General features: G+C 52.7%; 17 protein-coding genes. 11 read left to right on the top strand and 6 right to left on the bottom strand.

The features are described 5' to 3' along the window. Positions 1-63: 63 nt before the first annotated feature. From IEX02_RS05000 to IEX02_RS04980, 5 genes are all read right to left on the bottom strand, one after another. A complete protein-coding gene (locus IEX02_RS05000) occupies positions 64-1,230 on the bottom strand; it encodes a heme biosynthesis HemY N-terminal domain-containing protein (RefSeq protein ID WP_188691106.1) in 1,167 nt (388 codons plus the stop codon). Then, the gene (locus IEX02_RS04995; protein ID WP_188691103.1) at positions 1,227-3,086 is read right to left on the bottom strand and encodes a uroporphyrinogen-III C-methyltransferase; all 1,860 of its coding nucleotides are present in this window, start codon (positions 3,084-3,086) and stop codon (positions 1,227-1,229) included. The genes IEX02_RS05000 and IEX02_RS04995 overlap by 4 nt, the downstream gene beginning before the upstream one ends. After that, positions 3,083-4,015: a hydroxymethylbilane synthase gene (hemC, locus tag IEX02_RS04990; protein ID WP_188691101.1), complete on the bottom strand. Its 933-nt coding sequence runs from the start codon at positions 4,013-4,015 to the stop codon at positions 3,083-3,085. Before hemC ends, IEX02_RS04995 begins: the two co-directional genes overlap by 4 nt. Before the next feature lie 115 nt (positions 4,016-4,130). Then, positions 4,131-4,526: a DUF2914 domain-containing protein gene (locus IEX02_RS04985; protein WP_188691097.1), complete on the bottom strand. Its 396-nt coding sequence runs from the start codon at positions 4,524-4,526 to the stop codon at positions 4,131-4,133. A gap of 62 nt (positions 4,527-4,588) precedes the next feature. Then, a complete protein-coding gene (locus IEX02_RS04980) occupies positions 4,589-5,260 on the bottom strand; it encodes an alpha/beta hydrolase (protein ID WP_188691095.1) in 672 nt (223 codons plus the stop codon). 104 nt (positions 5,261-5,364) lie between these two features. On the opposite strand from IEX02_RS04980, the gene gmk reads away from it, so the two are divergent. The 8 genes from gmk to IEX02_RS04940 all read left to right on the top strand — a co-directional run bounded on the left by gmk (position 5,365) and on the right by IEX02_RS04940 (position 13,334). Further along, positions 5,365-5,997, top strand: coding sequence for a guanylate kinase (gene gmk, locus IEX02_RS04975; RefSeq protein WP_188691836.1), 633 nt, complete (start codon positions 5,365-5,367; stop codon positions 5,995-5,997). Between the two features lie 97 nt (positions 5,998-6,094). Further along, positions 6,095-6,370 carry a DNA-directed RNA polymerase subunit omega gene (rpoZ, locus tag IEX02_RS04970; RefSeq protein ID WP_188691093.1) on the top strand — a complete coding sequence of 92 codons (276 nt, stop codon included), beginning with the start codon at positions 6,095-6,097 and terminating at the stop codon, positions 6,368-6,370. A 124-nt stretch (positions 6,371-6,494) separates the two neighbouring features. Next, positions 6,495-8,618 carry a bifunctional GTP diphosphokinase/guanosine-3',5'-bis pyrophosphate 3'-pyrophosphohydrolase gene (gene spoT / locus IEX02_RS04965; RefSeq protein ID WP_188691091.1) on the top strand — a complete coding sequence of 708 codons (2,124 nt, stop codon included), beginning with the start codon at positions 6,495-6,497 and terminating at the stop codon, positions 8,616-8,618. A gap of 10 nt (positions 8,619-8,628) precedes the next feature. Beyond that, a complete protein-coding gene (gene ridA, locus IEX02_RS04960) occupies positions 8,629-9,015 on the top strand; it encodes a deaminase RidA (RefSeq protein ID WP_188691088.1) in 387 nt (128 codons plus the stop codon). Between the two features lie 9 nt (positions 9,016-9,024). Continuing rightward, on the top strand, positions 9,025-9,780 hold the full coding sequence (gene trmH, locus IEX02_RS04955) for a tRNA (guanosine(18)-2'-O)-methyltransferase TrmH (RefSeq protein ID WP_188691085.1): 756 nt from the start codon (positions 9,025-9,027) through the stop codon (positions 9,778-9,780). A gap of 84 nt (positions 9,781-9,864) precedes the next feature. Then, positions 9,865-10,497 (top strand): peroxiredoxin-like family protein, encoded by a 633-nt coding sequence (locus tag IEX02_RS04950; protein ID WP_188691083.1) that lies wholly within the window; start codon positions 9,865-9,867, stop codon positions 10,495-10,497. A 3-nt stretch (positions 10,498-10,500) separates the two neighbouring features. Continuing rightward, positions 10,501-12,579, top strand: a complete 2,079-nt coding sequence (recG, locus tag IEX02_RS04945; RefSeq protein WP_188691080.1) for an ATP-dependent DNA helicase RecG — start codon at positions 10,501-10,503, stop codon at positions 12,577-12,579. Next, positions 12,579-13,334 carry a class I SAM-dependent methyltransferase gene (locus IEX02_RS04940; RefSeq protein WP_188691078.1) on the top strand — a complete coding sequence of 252 codons (756 nt, stop codon included), beginning with the start codon at positions 12,579-12,581 and terminating at the stop codon, positions 13,332-13,334. The genes recG and IEX02_RS04940 overlap by 1 nt, the downstream gene beginning before the upstream one ends. A 17-nt stretch (positions 13,335-13,351) precedes the next feature. Here the strand turns inward: IEX02_RS04940 and IEX02_RS04935 are convergent, their stop codons facing one another. After that, complete coding sequence (locus IEX02_RS04935; RefSeq protein WP_188691073.1) at positions 13,352-14,266, bottom strand: DMT family transporter; 915 nt, start codon at positions 14,264-14,266, stop codon at positions 13,352-13,354. Between the two features lie 233 nt (positions 14,267-14,499). Here IEX02_RS04935 and IEX02_RS04930 point away from each other — a divergent pair, with 233 nt between their 5' ends. The 3 genes from IEX02_RS04930 to IEX02_RS04920 all read left to right on the top strand — a co-directional run bounded on the left by IEX02_RS04930 (position 14,500) and on the right by IEX02_RS04920 (position 17,244). Further along, positions 14,500-14,973 (top strand): peroxiredoxin, encoded by a 474-nt coding sequence (locus tag IEX02_RS04930; RefSeq protein ID WP_188691070.1) that lies wholly within the window; start codon positions 14,500-14,502, stop codon positions 14,971-14,973. 182 nt (positions 14,974-15,155) lie between these two features. Beyond that, positions 15,156-16,337: a BaiN/RdsA family NAD(P)/FAD-dependent oxidoreductase gene (locus IEX02_RS04925; protein ID WP_188691067.1), complete on the top strand. Its 1,182-nt coding sequence runs from the start codon at positions 15,156-15,158 to the stop codon at positions 16,335-16,337. Between the two features lie 25 nt (positions 16,338-16,362). Continuing rightward, positions 16,363-17,244, top strand: coding sequence for a LysR family transcriptional regulator (locus IEX02_RS04920; RefSeq protein WP_188691064.1), 882 nt, complete (start codon positions 16,363-16,365; stop codon positions 17,242-17,244). Positions 17,245-17,255: the final 11 nt, after the last annotated feature.

Below are 17,255 nucleotides of genomic sequence, written 5' to 3'. Positions count from 1 at the left end.
GACTAAGGCCTTTCTTTACTGTCACTCCAATGACAGCATAAAGCTGCAGAACTTGCCGGGAAGTTAGCTCCCGGCCTGTAAACTCTGTTTGTACAAGGCCAATGCCTGACTGTTGTCCTGTTGAGCTTCTTTAATTTCAGCCAGGGCCAGTAAGTCATCCTGATTGGAGCGCAGGCTCAGTGCCTTAGTGAGCGCCTTTTCAGCCAGGGGTAAATCGTTACCTTGTTTGGCAAGATGGCCGAGGGCAGAGAGTAGGTCGGCATTTTGCTCATCCCGTTTCAGCCACTCTTCCAGTTTACGCATAGCGGCGAGTGGGTTACTGCTACGCAGCTTTTTGAACAGTGGCAATAAAAGGGGATGGGGGCCATGCTTTTGCCCTTCCACTAACACTTGTTCGGCGTCCTGATGCATGCCCTGCTCCATCAACTGTTCGGCATAAGCCGCCTGGTGTGCCGGATCCTGTCGTTTAGCCCTTGGCAGCCCCTGCCAGTTCTGTTTCAGCTGGTTAGCCCCTTCTTTACTGGCAATTTCGGCGAACACGCCCTGCGCCGCCTGGCGCATCCAGAAGTCGTATTTTTCCAGTCCCAGGGTCTTTTTCCAGCCTTTTAGCCTGTCCTGCAGCTCATGCCAACGGCCTGCATGGGCCAGAGCTTTGGCCCACAACAGGGCAACTCTTGGGTGCTGTTGATGTTTTTCAGACAAGGCTTCCAGCAAGCCTAAAGCAACGTGCGGCTGCTGCTGCTGTATTTCCAGCTTAACTAGATGCAGGGTGGCGGCCAGCTCTGCCGCCGGATATTGGCGCGCTTGTTCCCATAAAGTGCGGGCCTTGTCCCATTGCTTGCGCTTAGCAGCCGCTTGGGCAGACGCCAGCAGATCCAAACCGTTAAAGGCGGCGCTATCCACCTTGCTAAGTTGCTTTTCCGCTTCCTGATAATTGGCTTCTTCCAATGCCACCAAACCGCGGGTGAAGGCTTTCTGGCGCTTTCTCTCCCCCCAGCCGCCCAGCCAGCGGCGCGAGCCGGTTAACAACGTCAGCAGGCGTTTAACCAGCCACTCCAGTAATAAAAAACCGACGATGGCGGCCAGTATCATTAATCCCAGCGAGATAACTGTCATTTCAATGGTCCAGTTATCCAGTGCGATCAACACATAGCCTTTTTGCCCCACCAACATTGGGCCGGCAATCAGACCGATAAGCAGAATGCTGACCAGCAGCGCCATACGAATCATGATTGGCTATCCTTAAATGCGCCGGCGACCCGCTCAGCCAGTATTTGCTCAAGCGGCTGTGCTGCCTGCAAGCGCCCTGGTAGCTGCACTGCTATATCGGTTTGCAGTAAGCTGTGCAGGTTATTCGCAAAAGCACTGACTCGACTGTCTTGCATGGCGTAATAAAAAGTTAACAACGACTGGGCTTGTTCCAATGACTGGCGATAGTTGGCATTGTCGTTGTTGAACACGGCTTGCTGGGCCAGCATTAAATAGTGACGTAGCTGTTCCCTGACCAACCATTGCTGCTTGTCGCTTAATAGCGGCTTGGTTTCCCCGTTGCGTCTACGCACGGTAATAAAATCATCTACCAGCGCACGCCAGCTGCGTTTAAGATTGGCTTGCCAGTCGCTGACATTCTCACTTAGTGCCTGATTGGTTGGGTCTTCATCGCTGCTTTCAGGTAACACCACCATATCCATCGGCAGGGTGTCGAGACCTGCCATTAAGGCACCTAGTTCAAGGCTGACTTTGGTGGGGGTCTGGGTGTCCAGTTGTCGTACACTTTGCATATCATTGGCCAGCAATTGTCTGATGGGCAACAAGCTAGGGTCAGCTAAATCGGCCAGACGCTGGTCTGCATCAGCCAACAGCAGTAAGGCAGTATTCACGTCTTGTTCCAGCCACAGTTTGCGACCGGCCATACGCACCAGATAGTCGGCCTCGGCCAGTAACCAGTCGCTGGGGCGTCTGCCATTCATATCACGCAGGGCCTGGAGATTGCTCTGCACTTGCTGTTCAACTAATTGCAATTTTTCCTGACTGGCTTGCAGGCTTTGCTGACGCTGCTGTGCTGATGCTTGCAAGGCACTATCCAGTTTGTTAACCAGCGTTTGTTCCTGGCTGTTTACTCTTTGCTGGATGTCCTGCCACTGTGATTGCTGTTGCTGAGTGAGTGCTTGTTGTTGCTGCCACCACCAATAACCGCCGCCAGCAATGCCGACCACCAACAGGAAGTTAACCAAGGTGAGCAGCCACAACACGCCATTGCCCCGTGTTTTCGCGGCAACCTTGTCTGCTTGATGGGCCTTAGTGACGGGCTCGCTTGTGGTTTCTGTTTGTTCTACCGGGGCGTCGGCCATGGCATTTTGCTCCATAAACTGTCTGGCGGCTTTAATCAGCGCCGCATCCGAGGCATTGTGACTAAGAATGACTTGCTGGATACCCAGCCCTTTGGCTTTGTCTAGTAGCCTGGCGTTGATAAGAATCCAGGGAGTATGGCGCAGCCAGTCATTGTCCAGGGTAGCAAACGCTGCCTCCAGCAGTTCACCACTGGTAGCCATAATGCATTGTATTTCGCCGGTTTGCCAAGTGTCGGTTGGTGTCGGCTTAGCCACGATCTGGCGCTGATAAATAATCAATGGGTGGACGTCGGCACCACGTTCGGTAAGCGTTTGGCTAATCAACTCGCGGCCGCCTTTGCCCTTAACCAATAATACGCTCTGGCTGTTCACCAGCTTAAGTTCGGCTAAATCCAGCAGTCCCTCAGAATCTTCCTGCTCCGGGTATTGCGCTTGTACACCGATATCCTGTAGCCGGCTGGCGGTTGCCTGGCCAACCGCAAAATAGCTTAGCTGGCTTGGCCAAGCTTGTTTTTGCATGCTTTGCACGGCCAGTTCCGCCGCCGAGGTACTGGTAAATATCACTTTGCTTTGGGCCGGGAGAGCCATCAAGGTGTCAGCAAAGGTTGAGAGCCCTTGCTCATCAGGAGTGATAGCCATCAGCGGATAGCCGACTGTGGGCAACCCGGCCTGGTTTAGTACCTTAGTGCTGACCTGACATTTTCCTTCCGGTCGCAGCAGTAAAAATTTCTTCATGAGTGTTGATATAGCGCCTGTAATATTTCACGTGCCCCACGCGTCAGTAAGCTTTCAGCCAGGGTATTGCCCAGCTTTTCGGCATCCTGGCGCATGCCGCGCACTTCTCCCTGAATAATCTTTGAGCCATCCACTGCCCCGACTAAACCACGCAACCAGAGTTGGTCGCCATCTAGTTCGGCAAAACTGCCAATGGGCACCTGGCATCCCCCCTGCAACGTAGCATTCATAGCGCGCTCGGCCTGCACCCGGGTGGCGGTATCAGCATGGTTCAGGGGCGCCAGCAGGGCTATCAGCTCGCTGTCATCATTGCGACATTCAATGCCAACGGCACCTTGTCCCACGGCGGGTAGTGACTGAGCGGCATCAATACGATGACGTATACGGTCTTCCATGCCCAGGCGGATTAAACCGGCACAGGCCAGAATAATGGCGTCATAGTCACCGGCATCCAGTTTGGCCAGGCGGGTATTAACATTGCCCCGCAGATCGCGAACCTGAATATCGGGGCGGCGCGCCTTTAACTGACACTGCCGACGCAGGCTTGATGTACCTACAATGGCGCCGTGTGGCAAGGCATCCAGGTGGCTGATGTGATTAGATACAAACGCATCGAAGGGATTTTCGCGTTCACAGATGGCGTGTAGTCCGAAACCGTCAGGGAATTCCACCGGTACATCTTTCATGGAATGCACGGCAATATCGGCTCTGCCTTCCTGCATGGCCACTTCCAGTTCTTTGATAAACAAGCCTTTGCCGCCAATCTTTGCCAGTGGCGTATCTAAAATGACATCGCCCTGGGTGGTCATCGGCAGCAGTTCAACCTGCAGACCGGGATGCGCTTGCTGGAGTGCAGCCTGAACAAACTCTGCCTGCCACATGGCCAAGGCACTTTTACGGGTTGCGATGCGAATAACTCTGGATGTCATGATCTGCCTTTACTACACGGACGCCTTGGCGCCATCTACTCAATGGCCTGATGATAGCATTGGCGTCGCAGCTTTGGCACTGATGCGGATCAATGCTGTCCAGTTTGCTGCAGAACTAGTAATCCGGCTGCGCCAAAGTAAACACAAAGTCCTTGCTGGTCAGTAAGGTTTCGCCCTGCCAAACCTGCACTTGCCAGTTTCCATTCCAGGATGGTAGCAAGCGCTTACTTGACCAGGTTCGCCAATAATCGCTGCCAATATTCAGGGTCACTTCGGCCATCAGCTCACCCTCATGCAACCATTTGTGGGTAAGTTGCTGACCGGCCATATCTGTGACCAGGGTATAAAAATAAATCTGTGTTACTTCGTTTGTTTTGCCGAATACTTCACTACCGAGGTCGTCTACCGGCTGTCTGGCGGTGACGTTGCTTGTGAACTGGCTTTGTTCAATAAGTGCCCTGGCACTAAAACTGATGCTTAGTGCCAGGATTAATAGAAGGGCATAACGCATGACTGAGTCCTATCACTAAAGGTGTGGCACTCAGTGTAGGACAGGGCGGCGGCGCTAACCAGTTATGCTGCCAGGCGTTTTTGCAACCATTGGCCGATCTCTTGGATCTCTTCCAGGCAGACATTGTGTTGCATGGGGTAATCGCGCCATGTGACCGGGTACCCCAGACTCTCTACAGCATTAAATGCTGCCTTGCCTAAGGCGCAGGGCACCACTTCGTCATACAGTCCGTGCGCGACCAATATTGGGGTGTTCTGGTTAGCTTCATGGCGCTGTTCAGCCAGTTTTTCTGGTTGGCACATGTAGGTGGACAACGCCAGGATGCCGGCCAGTTTATGTTCAAAGCGCAGGCCAAGGTGGTAAGCAATAACCCCACCCTGAGAAAAGCCGGCCAACAGAATGCGTTCGGAGGGAATGCCGTTTTCGATTTGTTCTTCAACCAATGCCCTGACCAGGGCCATCGATTCGGTAACACCGTCAACATCCGCGCGGTTTTCGAAATCCAGTGACTTAATGTCATACCAGGCGCGCATTTGCATACCGTTGTTTATTGTTACGGCCCGCACGGGGGCATGAGGAAACAAAAAACGAACATTCAAACTGTCTGGCAGCTTGAGTTCTGGCACGATAGGTGCGAAGCCGTTGCCTGAGTCCCCTAGTCCATGCAGCCAGATAACCACAGCATCAGCCTTGCCTTTGGGATTAACTTCTACGTATGGCAGGGTCGAACTCATTTTGTACTCCTTGACGGTGGGGTCCGCTTATTGCGGTTATTGGTTTGATATGGGTGCAAAAACTTATGCTAACATTGCTTTTTTGTAGCCTCACGAGTTTTTATCTGCCCATGGCTTCTGGAAACCTGTTTATTCTTGCCGCCCCCTCCGGTGCCGGCAAATCCAGCTTAATCAAGGCGCTGCTTGAACGTCATCAGGACCGCTCAATGCAAGTGTCTGTTTCTCATACCACCCGCCAACCCAGACCGGGAGAACAAGATGCTGTGCATTATCATTTTGTGGCTAAGAGTGAATTTGAACAACTGATTAAGCAGGACGCGTTTTTTGAATGGGCCGAGGTGTTTGGTAATTACTACGGCACATCCAAGCAAGCCATTGCTGACACTCTGGAGCGCGGCATTGATGTGTTTCTGGATATCGACTGGCAGGGCGCCCGCCAAGTTAAGGCTCTGATGCCGCAAACCATTACGGTGTTTATTGCGCCGCCGTCGCGTGCCGAATTGTTGCGCCGCCTGCAATCCCGTGGTCAGGATAGCGAGGCCGTCATTGCTGATCGTATGAATAAAGCCAGGGCTGAAATCTCTCACTACAATGAGTTTGACTATGTGGTGGTGAACGATGATTTTGATCGCGCACTGGGTGAAATTGAAGCCTTGGTCATCAGTCAGCGTTTACAACAACCCAAGCAAGCCATTCGTCATGCGGACTTGTTTGCTGAGTTATTGAAAGAAGACTGAACAATAAGCCCTATTGTTTAAGCTTTAACCTTTTCATTGGTCGCGAATATCGGTAAACTACGCGACCTTTTTCGAATCATGCCTGACGGAGTGTTTAATGGCCCGTGTAACCGTAGAAGATGCAGTAGAACAGATTGGCAATCGTTTTGACCTGGTGCTGGTCGCCGCCCGTCGTGCGCGCCAACTGGCCACTGAAGGCAGAGACGCCAAAGTTGAATGGGAAAATGACAAGCCTACCGTTGTCGCTCTGCGCGAAATCGAAAAAGGCCTGGTCACTGCTGACAGCATGGACGCCGACGAAATGCGCGTTCAGGAAGAGCAGGAGCGTGCAGAATTCGCCTCTGTTGCTAATATCCTGTCTGGCCAGCAATAAGGTTAATCCTTTCTGAGGGAACGTTAATCGTCAGGGTCTATTGCCCCGATTGACGTTCCGTCATTGGCTTCACGCCAAAATCTCCGTATTCTATTCACAAACCCTGCAGCTGATTTGAAACAACGTGTATCTGTTTGAAGGACTGAAGCTAAAAGTCTCCGAGTATCTGCCTGTTGAGCAGGTGTCAGATATACAGCGCGCCTACGTGGTCGCGCGGGACGCGCACGATGGGCAAATGCGCTCAAGTGGCGACCCTTATATCACCCACCCTGTGGCGGTTGCCGGTATCCTGGCCGATATGCGCTTGGATCACGAAACCCTGATGTCGGCGTTATTGCACGACACCATCGAAGATACCCCCATTTCCAAACCGGATCTTATTGAGCACTTTGGTGAGGCGGTGGCCGATCTGGTGGAAGGGGTAAGTAAGCTGGATAAGATCCAGTTTCGCAGCAAAAAAGAAGCCCAGGCCGAGAATTTCCGCAAAATGCTTATGGCCATGACTCAGGACATTCGGGTCATACTGATTAAGCTGGCCGATCGCACTCACAATATGCGCACCCTGGGTTCATTGCGTCCGGATAAACGCCGCCGTATTGCCCTGGAAACCCTGGAAATTTACGCGCCAATCGCCCACCGACTGGGTATTCACGATATTAAAAACGAGTTGGAAGATCTTGGTTTTCAGGCCATGTATCCGATGCGTTACCGTGCCTTGAAGTCGGCGGTTAAACAAGCGCGCGGCAACCGCAAAGAAATTATCGAAAACACCCAGGGCGAGATTGAATCCCGTCTGCAGGAAAGTGGCCTGTACGCTGAAGTCAAAGGTCGTGAAAAGCACCTTTATTCCATATACCGCAAGATGAAGAACAAAGAGTTGTTGTTCAATGAGGTAATGGACATTTATGCCTTCCGCCTGATCGTGGAAAGCATCGACAGCTGCTATCGGGCTTTAGGCTCAATGCACGGGTTGTATAAGCCCATAGAAGGGCGCTTTAAAGATTATATTGCCATTCCCCGTACCAATGGCTACCAGTCGTTGCATACCTCGCTGGTGGGCCCGCATGGTATTCCGGTGGAAATCCAGATCCGTACCCTGGAAATGGATCATATGGCCGACAAAGGCGTAGCCGCCCACTGGTTGTATAAAGAGCCGGGGGATACCCGTGGCACCACTGCCCAAGTCAGGGCCAGAAAATGGATGCAGTCGTTGCTGGAACTGCAACACAGTGCCAGTTCCTCGGTAGAATTTATCGAGAATGTTAAAACCGATCTGTTCCCTGAAGAGATCTATGTGTTTACCCCAGACGGTCGCATTATCGAATTGCCCATGGGTGCCACAGCGGTGGATTTTGCCTACGCGGTGCATTCCGATATTGGTAACTCCTGTGTAGGTGTGCGGGTAGACAGACGCAATTACTCGTTAAACCGACCGCTGGAAAATGGCCAGTCGGTGGAGATTATTACCTCGCCGCGCGCCAAGCCTAATGCCAGTTGGCTGAACTTTGTGGTGAGTGCCAAGGCCCGTTCTTATATTCGTCAGTATCTTAAGAAGCAGCGCTCCGAAGAGGCCATTAACATGGGCGGCCGGCTACTGCGCCATGCCCTGGGTAGCGTGAAACTAGATGATATTCCCGAGGCGGATATCGACAGAGTAGTGAAAGAAACTAAGCACGATAATTTCTATTCACTACTGGCAGATATTGGTCTGGGTAACGAGTTGTCGGCTATTGTGGCGCGCCGTTTACTGGGTGATAACGACCCGGAGGCCACAGACCGCAGCCGCAGTAAAGTCGCAATTAAAGGCACCGAAGGTTTGTTGGTGAGTTACGGCCGTTGTTGCCATCCCATCCCAGGGGACGATATTATCGCCATCCTCAGCCCAGGCAGGGGCATGGTGATTCACCAGAGCGGGTGCCGTAACATTCGCAAACTGGCGAAGGAAGAACCCCACAGGGTGTTGCCAATGAACTGGGAAGCAGATGCCCAGGGTGAATTTAAGGCATCGGTTCGGGTTGAACTGGTCAACCGTCAGGGGACCCTGGCAAAACTAACCAATGCCATTGCTGCAGCCGATGCCGATGTCATCAGCCTGCAGACAGAAGAAAAAGAAAGTAACATTTACTATATTGATTTGGAGCTTACGACAAGCAACCGCATCCATCTGGCAAATATCATGCGTAAAATTCGCACCATGCCGGAAGTGCAAAAAGTCTCTCGTCATAGCCAATCAAAACAAAATTCCTAAGGAAGTTTTTATGTCTAAGTCCGTTATTCACACAGACCGGGCCCCCAAAGCTATTGGTACTTACAGCCAGGCGGTTAAATCTGGCACTACCGTTTACCTGTCAGGCCAGATTCCACTGGTACCTGAAACCATGGAAATGGTTTCCGAGGATTTTGAAGCCCAGGCACGTCAGGTGTTTGAAAACGTGAAGGCCGTGTGTGAAGCCGCTGGCGGTAGCACTAACGATCTGACCAAGGTCAATATTTTCCTGATTGACCTGTCAAACTTTGCCAAGGTTAACGAGATCATGAGCCAGTACTTTAAGCAGCCCTATCCTGCCCGTGCCGCCATTGGCGTAAAAGAACTGCCCAAAGGCTCACAGATCGAAATCGACGGCGTAATGGAACTGCCGGAGTAAGGCAGGCCTGTGACTCCGAATCGTTATCGGCGCATCCGCCATATGCTGGGGCTGCGCCAACCTGACCTGGCCGTGTGCCTGGAGAAGGTTCACAAGCCGCATAATCTGGCGGCCATGATGAGAAACTGCGACGCCACCGGTGTTCACCACCTGCACGCTATCTGGGCCACTAAGCATCAGATCCGGCGAGGTACGGCGGTGGGTAGCCAAAACTGGTTAAAGTTGCACTCACACAAAACCACGGCTGATGCTCTGGCGCATTTTAAAGGCCAGGGGATGCAGGTACTGGTCACCCATCTGTCTGACAAAGCCGTGGATTTTCGTGAGGTGGATTACACCAAACCAACCGCCATACTCTTTGGTCAGGAACGCACCGGGGCCAGTGATGAAGCCATCGCTGCGGCAGATCAGGAAATCATTATCCCTATGCTGGGTATGGTGCAGTCACTGAATGTCTCAGTGGCCGGCTCACTTATCCTTTATGAAGCACAGCGTCAGCGTCAGCAGGCCGGTATGTTTGAACAGCCCCGACTGGACGAAACGGAATGTCAGCGCATTCTATTTGAAGGCGGCTATCCCAAGCTGGCCTATATGAGCCGCTTAAAAGGACTGGACTACCCGCATATTGACGATGAAGGGCAGATTCAGGCTGATGAGCAGTGGTGGCAGGTGATGCAGCAGGATGGTCGGGTGGAACTGGAAGAAGAGATCAGCATTCGCACCGGCTGGCAACGTAAAATGGCTGAGTCTGGTCAGGCTGGCTAAAACCGCATTCAATACGGCTTTTGAAAGAAAGCCGCCCCATCCAAGGTCAATTGAGGGTCTTAGTTAAAAACGGAACCCTCCATTATGTTGATTCGACCTTTGGCCCTTATTCTGCTGCTGCTTGCCAGTCCCTTATATGCTCTTGATCGCAGTCAAGTGGCTGACAGCCCCGAGAATGTCACCCCACTTCTAAATGGTCAGCAGATCCCAGATGTCACCCTTAAAACCGCCCAAGGTGAAGCGGTAAACCTGCGAGAGCTGGTGGCCAGCAAGCCAACAGTGCTGCTGTTTTATCGTGGTGGCTGGTGCCCTTATTGCAATGCCCAGTTAGCGGGTTTTCAGCCGGTGGAGAAACAGTTTACCGCCCTGGGTTATCAGTTGCTGGCGGTGTCGCCGGATTCACCCGAACGCCTAAACGAGCAAAAATTTGATACTGACTATCAGGTCAAGCTGTTGTCTGACCCCAATCTTGAGGCTATTCGTGCCTTTGGGCTGGCGTTTTATCTGCCGGATGAGATTGCGGCAAAGTATCGCGATTGGAAAGGCAATACCTTCCCCACCCTACCTGGCAGTGATCGCATTGTGTTGCCTGTACCAGCGGCTTATGTGCTGGATAAAGACGGGTTAATTCAATTTCAGTATGTGAATCCTAACTACAAGGTACGAGTCGACCCGCAGTTGATGTATCATGCCGCCAAACTGGCGATAAAATCATGATGGATGCAGTCACTGGCATATCGGAAAGTAACCGAACTTAAAGGGGTAGGGAGCAAGGTCGCGGAAAGGCTGGAAAAGCTTGGCTTAGTGACAGTGCAGGATTTGCTGTTTCATTTGCCGCTGCGCTACGAAGACCGCACCCGTATTTATGCTATTGCGGATTTGATGCCGCAGATCCACGCCAGCATAGAGGCCGAGATCCAGTCCAGCGATATTCAGTTTGGTAAAAAGCGCATGCTCACGGTCAGGGTTAAAGACGCCAGTGGCAGCCTGACCCTGAGGTTCTTTCATTTTAACGCGGCCCAGCGTGAAGCCCTTAAACCCGGTCTGAGCATTCGTTGTTTTGGCGAGGTCAGACGCGGCAAATACGGTCTGGAAATGATGCATCCGGAATACCGGGTGCAGCGTGACGACAGCCTTGACCAGCCGGTTGAAGACGCTTACACACCGATTTATCCCACTACCGAAGGGCTTAAGCAGCTAAGTTTGCGCAGCCTTACTGACCAGGCCCTGGCCTTGTTACAAAAAGGCGGCCTGGCAGAGCTGCTGCCTGATGGTATGTACAATAATCAAATCAGCCTGGAACAGGCCCTGATGCTGGTACACCGGCCCGGCCCTGATGTCAGTCTGGCGCTGCTGGAAAACGGCGAACATCCGGCCCAGCAGCGGCTGATTCTGGAAGAGTTACTAGCCCACCACCTTAGCGTCCTTAAGCTCAGGCAGAACAGCGATAGCCAGCTGGCGTTGTCGCTTAAACCGGATTTTGCCTTGCTGGAGCAGTTTCTCGGCAGCTTGCCTTTTTCGCCTACCAACGCACAGCGCCGGGTAGTGGAAGAAATTCAGCACGACTTACTCAAGCCCTGCCCCATGATGCGTCTGGTGCAAGGGGATGTTGGCTCGGGTAAAACCCTGGTGGCGGCCTTGGCGGCGTTAACCGCTATAGGCAATGGCTATCAGGTAGCGCTGATGGCACCCACCGAACTTTTGGCCGAGCAGCACGCCAATAACTTCCGCCAGTGGCTTGAGCCTTTGGGCATTGAAGTGGGCTGGCTGGCTGGCAAGTTGAAAGGTAAAGCCCGTGAAGCGCAGCTGGAACGTTTGCAAAGTGGCGAGATTAAAATGTTGGTGGGCACCCATGCGATTTTCCAGCAAAGCGTGAATTTCCATCATCTTGCCTTAGTGATTATCGACGAGCAGCACAGATTCGGCGTACATCAGCGCCTGGCATTGCGGGAAAAAGGCCAGCACCAGGGGATGGCGCCGCATCAGTTGATTATGACCGCCACCCCCATTCCCCGTACTTTGGCCATGACTGCCTACGCCGATTTGGATACTTCGGTTATCGACGAGTTGCCACCAGGGCGCACGCCGGTGAAAACCGTGGTGATCCCGGACAGCCGCCGTGATGAAGTGGTATACCGGGTGCGTCAGGCCTGTCAAACCGAAGGCCGTCAGGTGTATTGGGTCTGTACTTTGATTGAAGAATCGGAGGTCTTGCAATGTCAGGCCGCCGAAGATACCGCCCAGGCCTTAGCCATGGCCTTGCCTGAACTGCGGGTGGCGCTGGTGCATGGCCGCCTGAAAGCCGCCGAGAAACAGGCAGTGATGCAGGCCTTTAAAGACGGCGAGCTGGACTTGCTGGTGGCCACCACAGTGATTGAAGTGGGGGTGGATGTGCCCAATGCCAGTTTGATGATTATCGAAAACCCAGAGCGATTGGGGCTGGCGCAATTGCACCAGCTGCGCGGTCGGGTGGGGCGCGGCTCGGTGGAAAGCCATTGTGTATTGATGTACCAATCGCCCTTGTCGAAAACTGCCAGTAAGCGCCTGGCGGTACTGCGTGAAAGCAACGATGGGTTTTATATTGCCCAGCGCGACCTGGAAATACGCGGACCGGGTGAACTGCTTGGCACCAAGCAAACTGGCCTGGCCGACCTGAAAATTGCCGATCTGGTGCGTGATGCGCATCTGATCCCCCAGGTTCAACAGCTGGCCAATCAACTTTGGCAGCATTACCCGGCCAAGGCCCAGGCGATTATTAATCGCTGGTTGGCGCACCGGGAAGACTACGGACACGCCTGATGACGGTTATTTCCATTCTTGCCGCCGAGCCGGAATTTGTTGCCCAGGCCAAATTGCTGGCCGAGCGCTGGCAGCTTGATTTTGCCGAGCAGGCAGACAGTGGTTTGGTGCTGTGGCTGGATGCGCAGGGTTTGCACCTAAAAACCCTGGACGATCTAAAAATGGGTACGGTGCAGGTGGATTTTGCCAGTGACGCCATGGCCTGGCGACGTCAGCATGGTGGCGGTAAAAATGAAGCCGTGGCCAAAGCTGTGGGTATTAAACCTGGGTTTAGACCGCAAGTGCTGGATGCCACCGCTGGCCTGGGTCGTGATGCCTTTATTCTGGCCAGCCTTGGGTGTCAGGTAACTATGCTGGAGCGGGTTAATGCGGTGGCGGCGCTACTGGACGATGGCCTGCAGCGCGCGGCCAATGACCCTGAGCTTAGCCAGTGGTTGCCACAGCGGTTAAAATTGTTACCGGCCTCGGCGTTGGATACCTTAAGTGCCTGGCAAGCTGAGGTGCCTGATGTGGTGTATCTGGATCCTATGTTCCCGCACCGGAAAAAAGCTGCCCTGGTGAAAAAGGAAATGCGTTTATTCCAGTTGCTGCTCGGGCCGGACCTTGACGCCGATGCGCTGCTGGCGCCAGCTCTGTGTTTGGCTAAAAAGCGCGTGGTGGTGAAGCGCCCGTCCGGTGCGCCATATCTGAACAATCAAAAACCTTCTTTGGAGATGCAGGGCAAGGCCAACCGCTTCGATATTTATCTGCGTTAATCTGCTCTGATGGCTGTTTAGTTGGCAGGCTGGCGAACCACAGCGGCGCGCTTTTTAATCAAACCACTCCCCAGTAACACACCGCTAATCACCAGCAACATGCCCAATAGCTGAGCCGCGTTAGGATAATGGCCCGTCGCTAAGCCTATTAGCAGGGTGAAAATCGGTACAAAGTTAAAACACAGAGACAAGCGGCCGGGGGCGATACCCTGCAAGGCTTTCATCCAGCATGCATAGGCCACAAAAGTGCCGAATACGCCCATGTAAATTAGCAAAATATGGCTCTTCAGGCTGATAGTCGGCAGCTGCTGTAATGGCTGTTCAATCAATAAAGCGAACAGACAAAGCAGCCCTGTGCCTACCACTATGGTCCAACGGGTTAACTGCATAGGCGGAACGTGGGCGGCATGCTTTTTACTTAGCACAGTAAAACTGCACATACATAGACAAGCCAGCACCATATACAGATCGCCGGGCGCGATACGTAGGTTTTGCCACTCATTTCCGGTGATCACCAGGCTGACCCCTACCAGGCCAATCATTATCCCAAGGGCGTTGAGCAAAGTGATTCTGGTTTTCAGTAGCCAGGCCGAAAGGATATTGGTTACCAGCGGGCTGGCTGCCATAATCAGGGCACCATTGAGTGCCGAGGTTTGTTGTAAACCAAGAAAAAATGCGTAGTTAAAACCAAACACGCCGATGACACCCAGCACAACAAGCCACACAATCTGATGCTGACTCAGCGCAGACTCCCGCTTGCCTTGCCCTAATCTCAGTGCTAGCAGAATTATGGCGGCAATCAGAAAGCGCTCGGCCGCGGCAGTCAGGGCCGACACCTCGCCTGCTAACGCTTCGGCGGCATTAAAGTTGCCACCCCAGAAGAAAATACAGGTCATGGCCATCAGCCATAACCAGGGTTCCCGAACTTGCATGGACGCCTGGGCGTTTGAGGAAGAGGCAGGCAGCTTACCTATTTCGCATTTTGTATGAAATGTCTATTTTATGGGAACGCCATAAGTGCCGGGTTATAGAGGATAAATGGCTATAGCCTGCAGGTGATATGGTGTTCTTATATCGAATTCTTATAGCAGGCTGATATCTTACTAGGTGATCTTGGCGACAACTTGATAAATACTCTGCTCACCTTTATCTGTCAGGAACTGCAATGATTCAACAAGGTCAATCTCTACCTCAGGTCAGCCTGAGCTTACGCGCAAATGGCGAAACTAAACAGCTTGGTAACAGCGAGCTGTTTAACGGCAAGAAAGTGATACTTTTTGCGGTGCCGGGTGCTTTTACGCCTACCTGTTCCAATTCTCACCTGCCGGGCTATGTGGCGCTGGCCGATAAGCTACAGGCCAAAGGTGTCGACAGCATTATTTGTGTATCAGTGAACGATGCCTTTGTGATGGAAGCCTGGGGTAAAAGCCAGAACGCTGAGGAATTGTTGATGTTAGGTGACGGCGACGCCAGCTTTACTAAAGCCCTGGGTCTGGACAAAGACACCGGCGCCTTTGGTGGTGTGCGCTCCCAGCGTTATTCCATGCTAGTGGTCGACGGTGTGGTAGAAAAACTTAATCTGGAAGCACCAGGCATGTTTGAAGTGAGTGATGCCCAAACGATGCTCGAACAGCTTTAATCTTGGCAAAGGGCGCATTAAGCGCCCTTTCTTTTAATTGGCAGATGTTTTGCTGTTGTTTGCGGAGCAAGGAGGCCAGCTGATATCGGCCAGTCTCAGGGGATTTTTGCTACGCAACACAGGCGCAAATTCGCTATACTCGCGCGGTTTTTGCGCTTATGCCTGCGGGCTGGAGAACTGCTTTGTTGAAGCTGGATGTGATTGTCATCGGTGCCGGTGCGGCCGGGTTGTTTTGTGCGGCGCAGGCCGGTCAGCGTGGCCGCTCGGTGATGGTGCTGGATCATGCCAAACGCATCGGCGGCAAGATTTTAATGTCCGGCGGTGGGCGTTGTAACTTCACCAATATGTATGCCTCGGCAGAAAACTACCTGTCGGCCAATCCGCATTTTTGTAAGTCAGCCTTAAGTCAGTATACCCAGTGGGATTTTATCGCCCTGGTGGCCGAGTATGGTATTGCCTACCACGAGAAAACCCTGGGCCAGTTATTCTGCGATGACTCAGCCAAAGATATCCTCAATCTGCTGATGCGCGAATGCGACAAGGCCAACGTACAAGTGCGTCACCCTGTTGAGGTGGGGCAAATAGATAAAACCGAGCAGGGCTTTGTACTACAGACCAGTCAGGGTGAGTTTGCTTGTCAGTCGCTGGTGATTGCCACCGGCGGTTTGTCCATGCCCAAGCTGGGGGCCAGCCCTTTTGGTTATAAGGTGGCAGAGCAGTTCGGTTTAAAGGTGTTGCCCACCCGTGCAGGCCTGGTACCTTTTACCCTGCATGACCAGGATAAACAGGTGCTGGCCGAGCTGAGTGGTATCTCTTTGGACTCCACTGCGGAGGTGGAAAACACCAGTTTCAGGGAAAATATTCTGTTTACCCACCGCGGTCTGTCAGGTCCGGCGGTGCTACAGATCTCGTCTTTCTGGCACCCCGGTCAGGCGGTGCAATTTAATTTATCGCCGCAGCAAAACCTGCATGAGTGGCTGCAAGCAGAACAAACCGCCCATCCTGATGCGCAGCTCAGTACCGCCCTGGCCAAGCTCTATCCTAAACGTTTCGTGCAGGTGGCCATTGAGTATTTTCAGCTCAGCAATAAGCCACTTAAGCAATATCAGGGTAAACAGCTTGAGCAGGTGGCCGTAGCCTTTGAAGAATGGGCACTGAAACCCAACGGCACCGAAGGCTACCGCACCGCCGAAGTGACCTTAGGGGGCGTGGATACCAACGAGCTGTCGTCCAAAACCATGGAAGCCAGAAAAGTGCCGGGTTTGTACTTTATCGGCGAAGTTATGGACGTTACCGGCTGGTTGGGCGGTTACAACTTCCAATGGGCCTGGAGCAGCGGCTGGGTGGCTGGCCAGGTGGTGTAAAGCAAATGAACGCTTGGGCGACAGTATGAAAATTGATGACTTAAAACTCTTTATGCTGGTGGTGGAATTGGGGGGCTTCTCCAGTGCCGCTGATGCGCTGAATCTGCCGCGCTCCAATGTCAGCAGAAGAGTGAATGAGCTTGAGCAGCAATTAAATGTAAAACTGCTAACCCGCACCACCCGCCGGCTGACCTTGACGCCCACGGGGCTGGAGTATTACCAAAGTTTGCAGAACATTATTCCGCAGTTGGACCAGGCCCACGAAGCCATTCGCACACATAGCCACAGCCCCAGCGGCAAGATCAAAATTGGTTTGCTGAATGAGTCCGACATACTGATCCACGAAATACTGCAAAGCTTCTTGCAAAAGTACCCCAATATTCGCCTGGAAACGCATCTGAGCGGCATGGGCTATCACGACATCTTAAATTACGGGCTAGACGCCTGTGTGCATATTGGCAGTATTGATGACAGCTCCTTTATCGCCCGCCCAATTACGCCCTTTAAACGTAAAATGTATGCCAGTCGGGGTTATGTGGAAAAACACGGACGACCGCAGAAACTGGAGGATCTGCAACAGCATTTTTTGCTGATGCTACGCTGGACCGATGGCCGCCTGGAGAACAACTGGGTGTTTAACAAAGGCAGTGTAAAAGTCGACAGTCGTCTGATTGCCAACAGTTCTTACTATATTCGTCATGCGGTCTTTCAGGGCGACGGGATAGGCGTATTGCCGGAGGTGATGGCTAAACCTTTTGTGCAAACCGGCGAAATTATTGATTTATTACCCGAGTACGAAATGACCCTGGATGACTTATGGCTGGTGTATCCCAGCCGTAAGGGCTTGTCGTATGCCGCCCGCTTGTTTATCGACTACGTGCTGGAAGAAGTCGCAAAGATTCAATGATTGTCACGAAA

The sequence above is a fragment of the Bowmanella pacifica genome (assembly GCF_014645355.1).
GTDB classification, from domain to species: Bacteria; Pseudomonadota; Gammaproteobacteria; order Enterobacterales; family Alteromonadaceae; genus Bowmanella; species Bowmanella pacifica.
This window is presented reverse-complemented; position numbering and strand designations above follow the sequence as displayed.

Bases quoted from the DNA above. Each gene is read 5' to 3' on its own strand.
- IEX02_RS05000 (WP_188691106.1), bottom strand. From the start codon at position 1,230: ATGATTCGTATGGCGCTGCTGGTCAGCATTCTGCTTATCGGTCTGATT.
- IEX02_RS04995 (WP_188691103.1), bottom strand. From the start codon at position 3,086: ATGAAGAAATTTTTACTGCTGCGACCGGAAGGAAAATGTCAGGTCAGC.
- hemC (WP_188691101.1), bottom strand. From the start codon at position 4,015: ATGACATCCAGAGTTATTCGCATCGCAACCCGTAAAAGTGCCTTGGCC.
- IEX02_RS04985 (WP_188691097.1), bottom strand. From the start codon at position 4,526: ATGCGTTATGCCCTTCTATTAATCCTGGCACTAAGCATCAGTTTTAGT.
- IEX02_RS04980 (WP_188691095.1), bottom strand. From the start codon at position 5,260: ATGAGTTCGACCCTGCCATACGTAGAAGTTAATCCCAAAGGCAAGGCT.
- rpoZ (WP_188691093.1), top strand. From the start codon at position 6,095: ATGGCCCGTGTAACCGTAGAAGATGCAGTAGAACAGATTGGCAATCGT.
- ridA (WP_188691088.1), top strand. From the start codon at position 8,629: ATGTCTAAGTCCGTTATTCACACAGACCGGGCCCCCAAAGCTATTGGT.
- IEX02_RS04950 (WP_188691083.1), top strand. From the start codon at position 9,865: ATGTTGATTCGACCTTTGGCCCTTATTCTGCTGCTGCTTGCCAGTCCC.
- recG (WP_188691080.1), top strand. From the start codon at position 10,501: ATGCAGTCACTGGCATATCGGAAAGTAACCGAACTTAAAGGGGTAGGG.
- IEX02_RS04940 (WP_188691078.1), top strand. From the start codon at position 12,579: ATGACGGTTATTTCCATTCTTGCCGCCGAGCCGGAATTTGTTGCCCAG.
- IEX02_RS04935 (WP_188691073.1), bottom strand. From the start codon at position 14,266: ATGCAAGTTCGGGAACCCTGGTTATGGCTGATGGCCATGACCTGTATT.
- IEX02_RS04930 (WP_188691070.1), top strand. From the start codon at position 14,500: ATGATTCAACAAGGTCAATCTCTACCTCAGGTCAGCCTGAGCTTACGC.
- IEX02_RS04920 (WP_188691064.1), top strand. From the start codon at position 16,363: ATGAAAATTGATGACTTAAAACTCTTTATGCTGGTGGTGGAATTGGGG.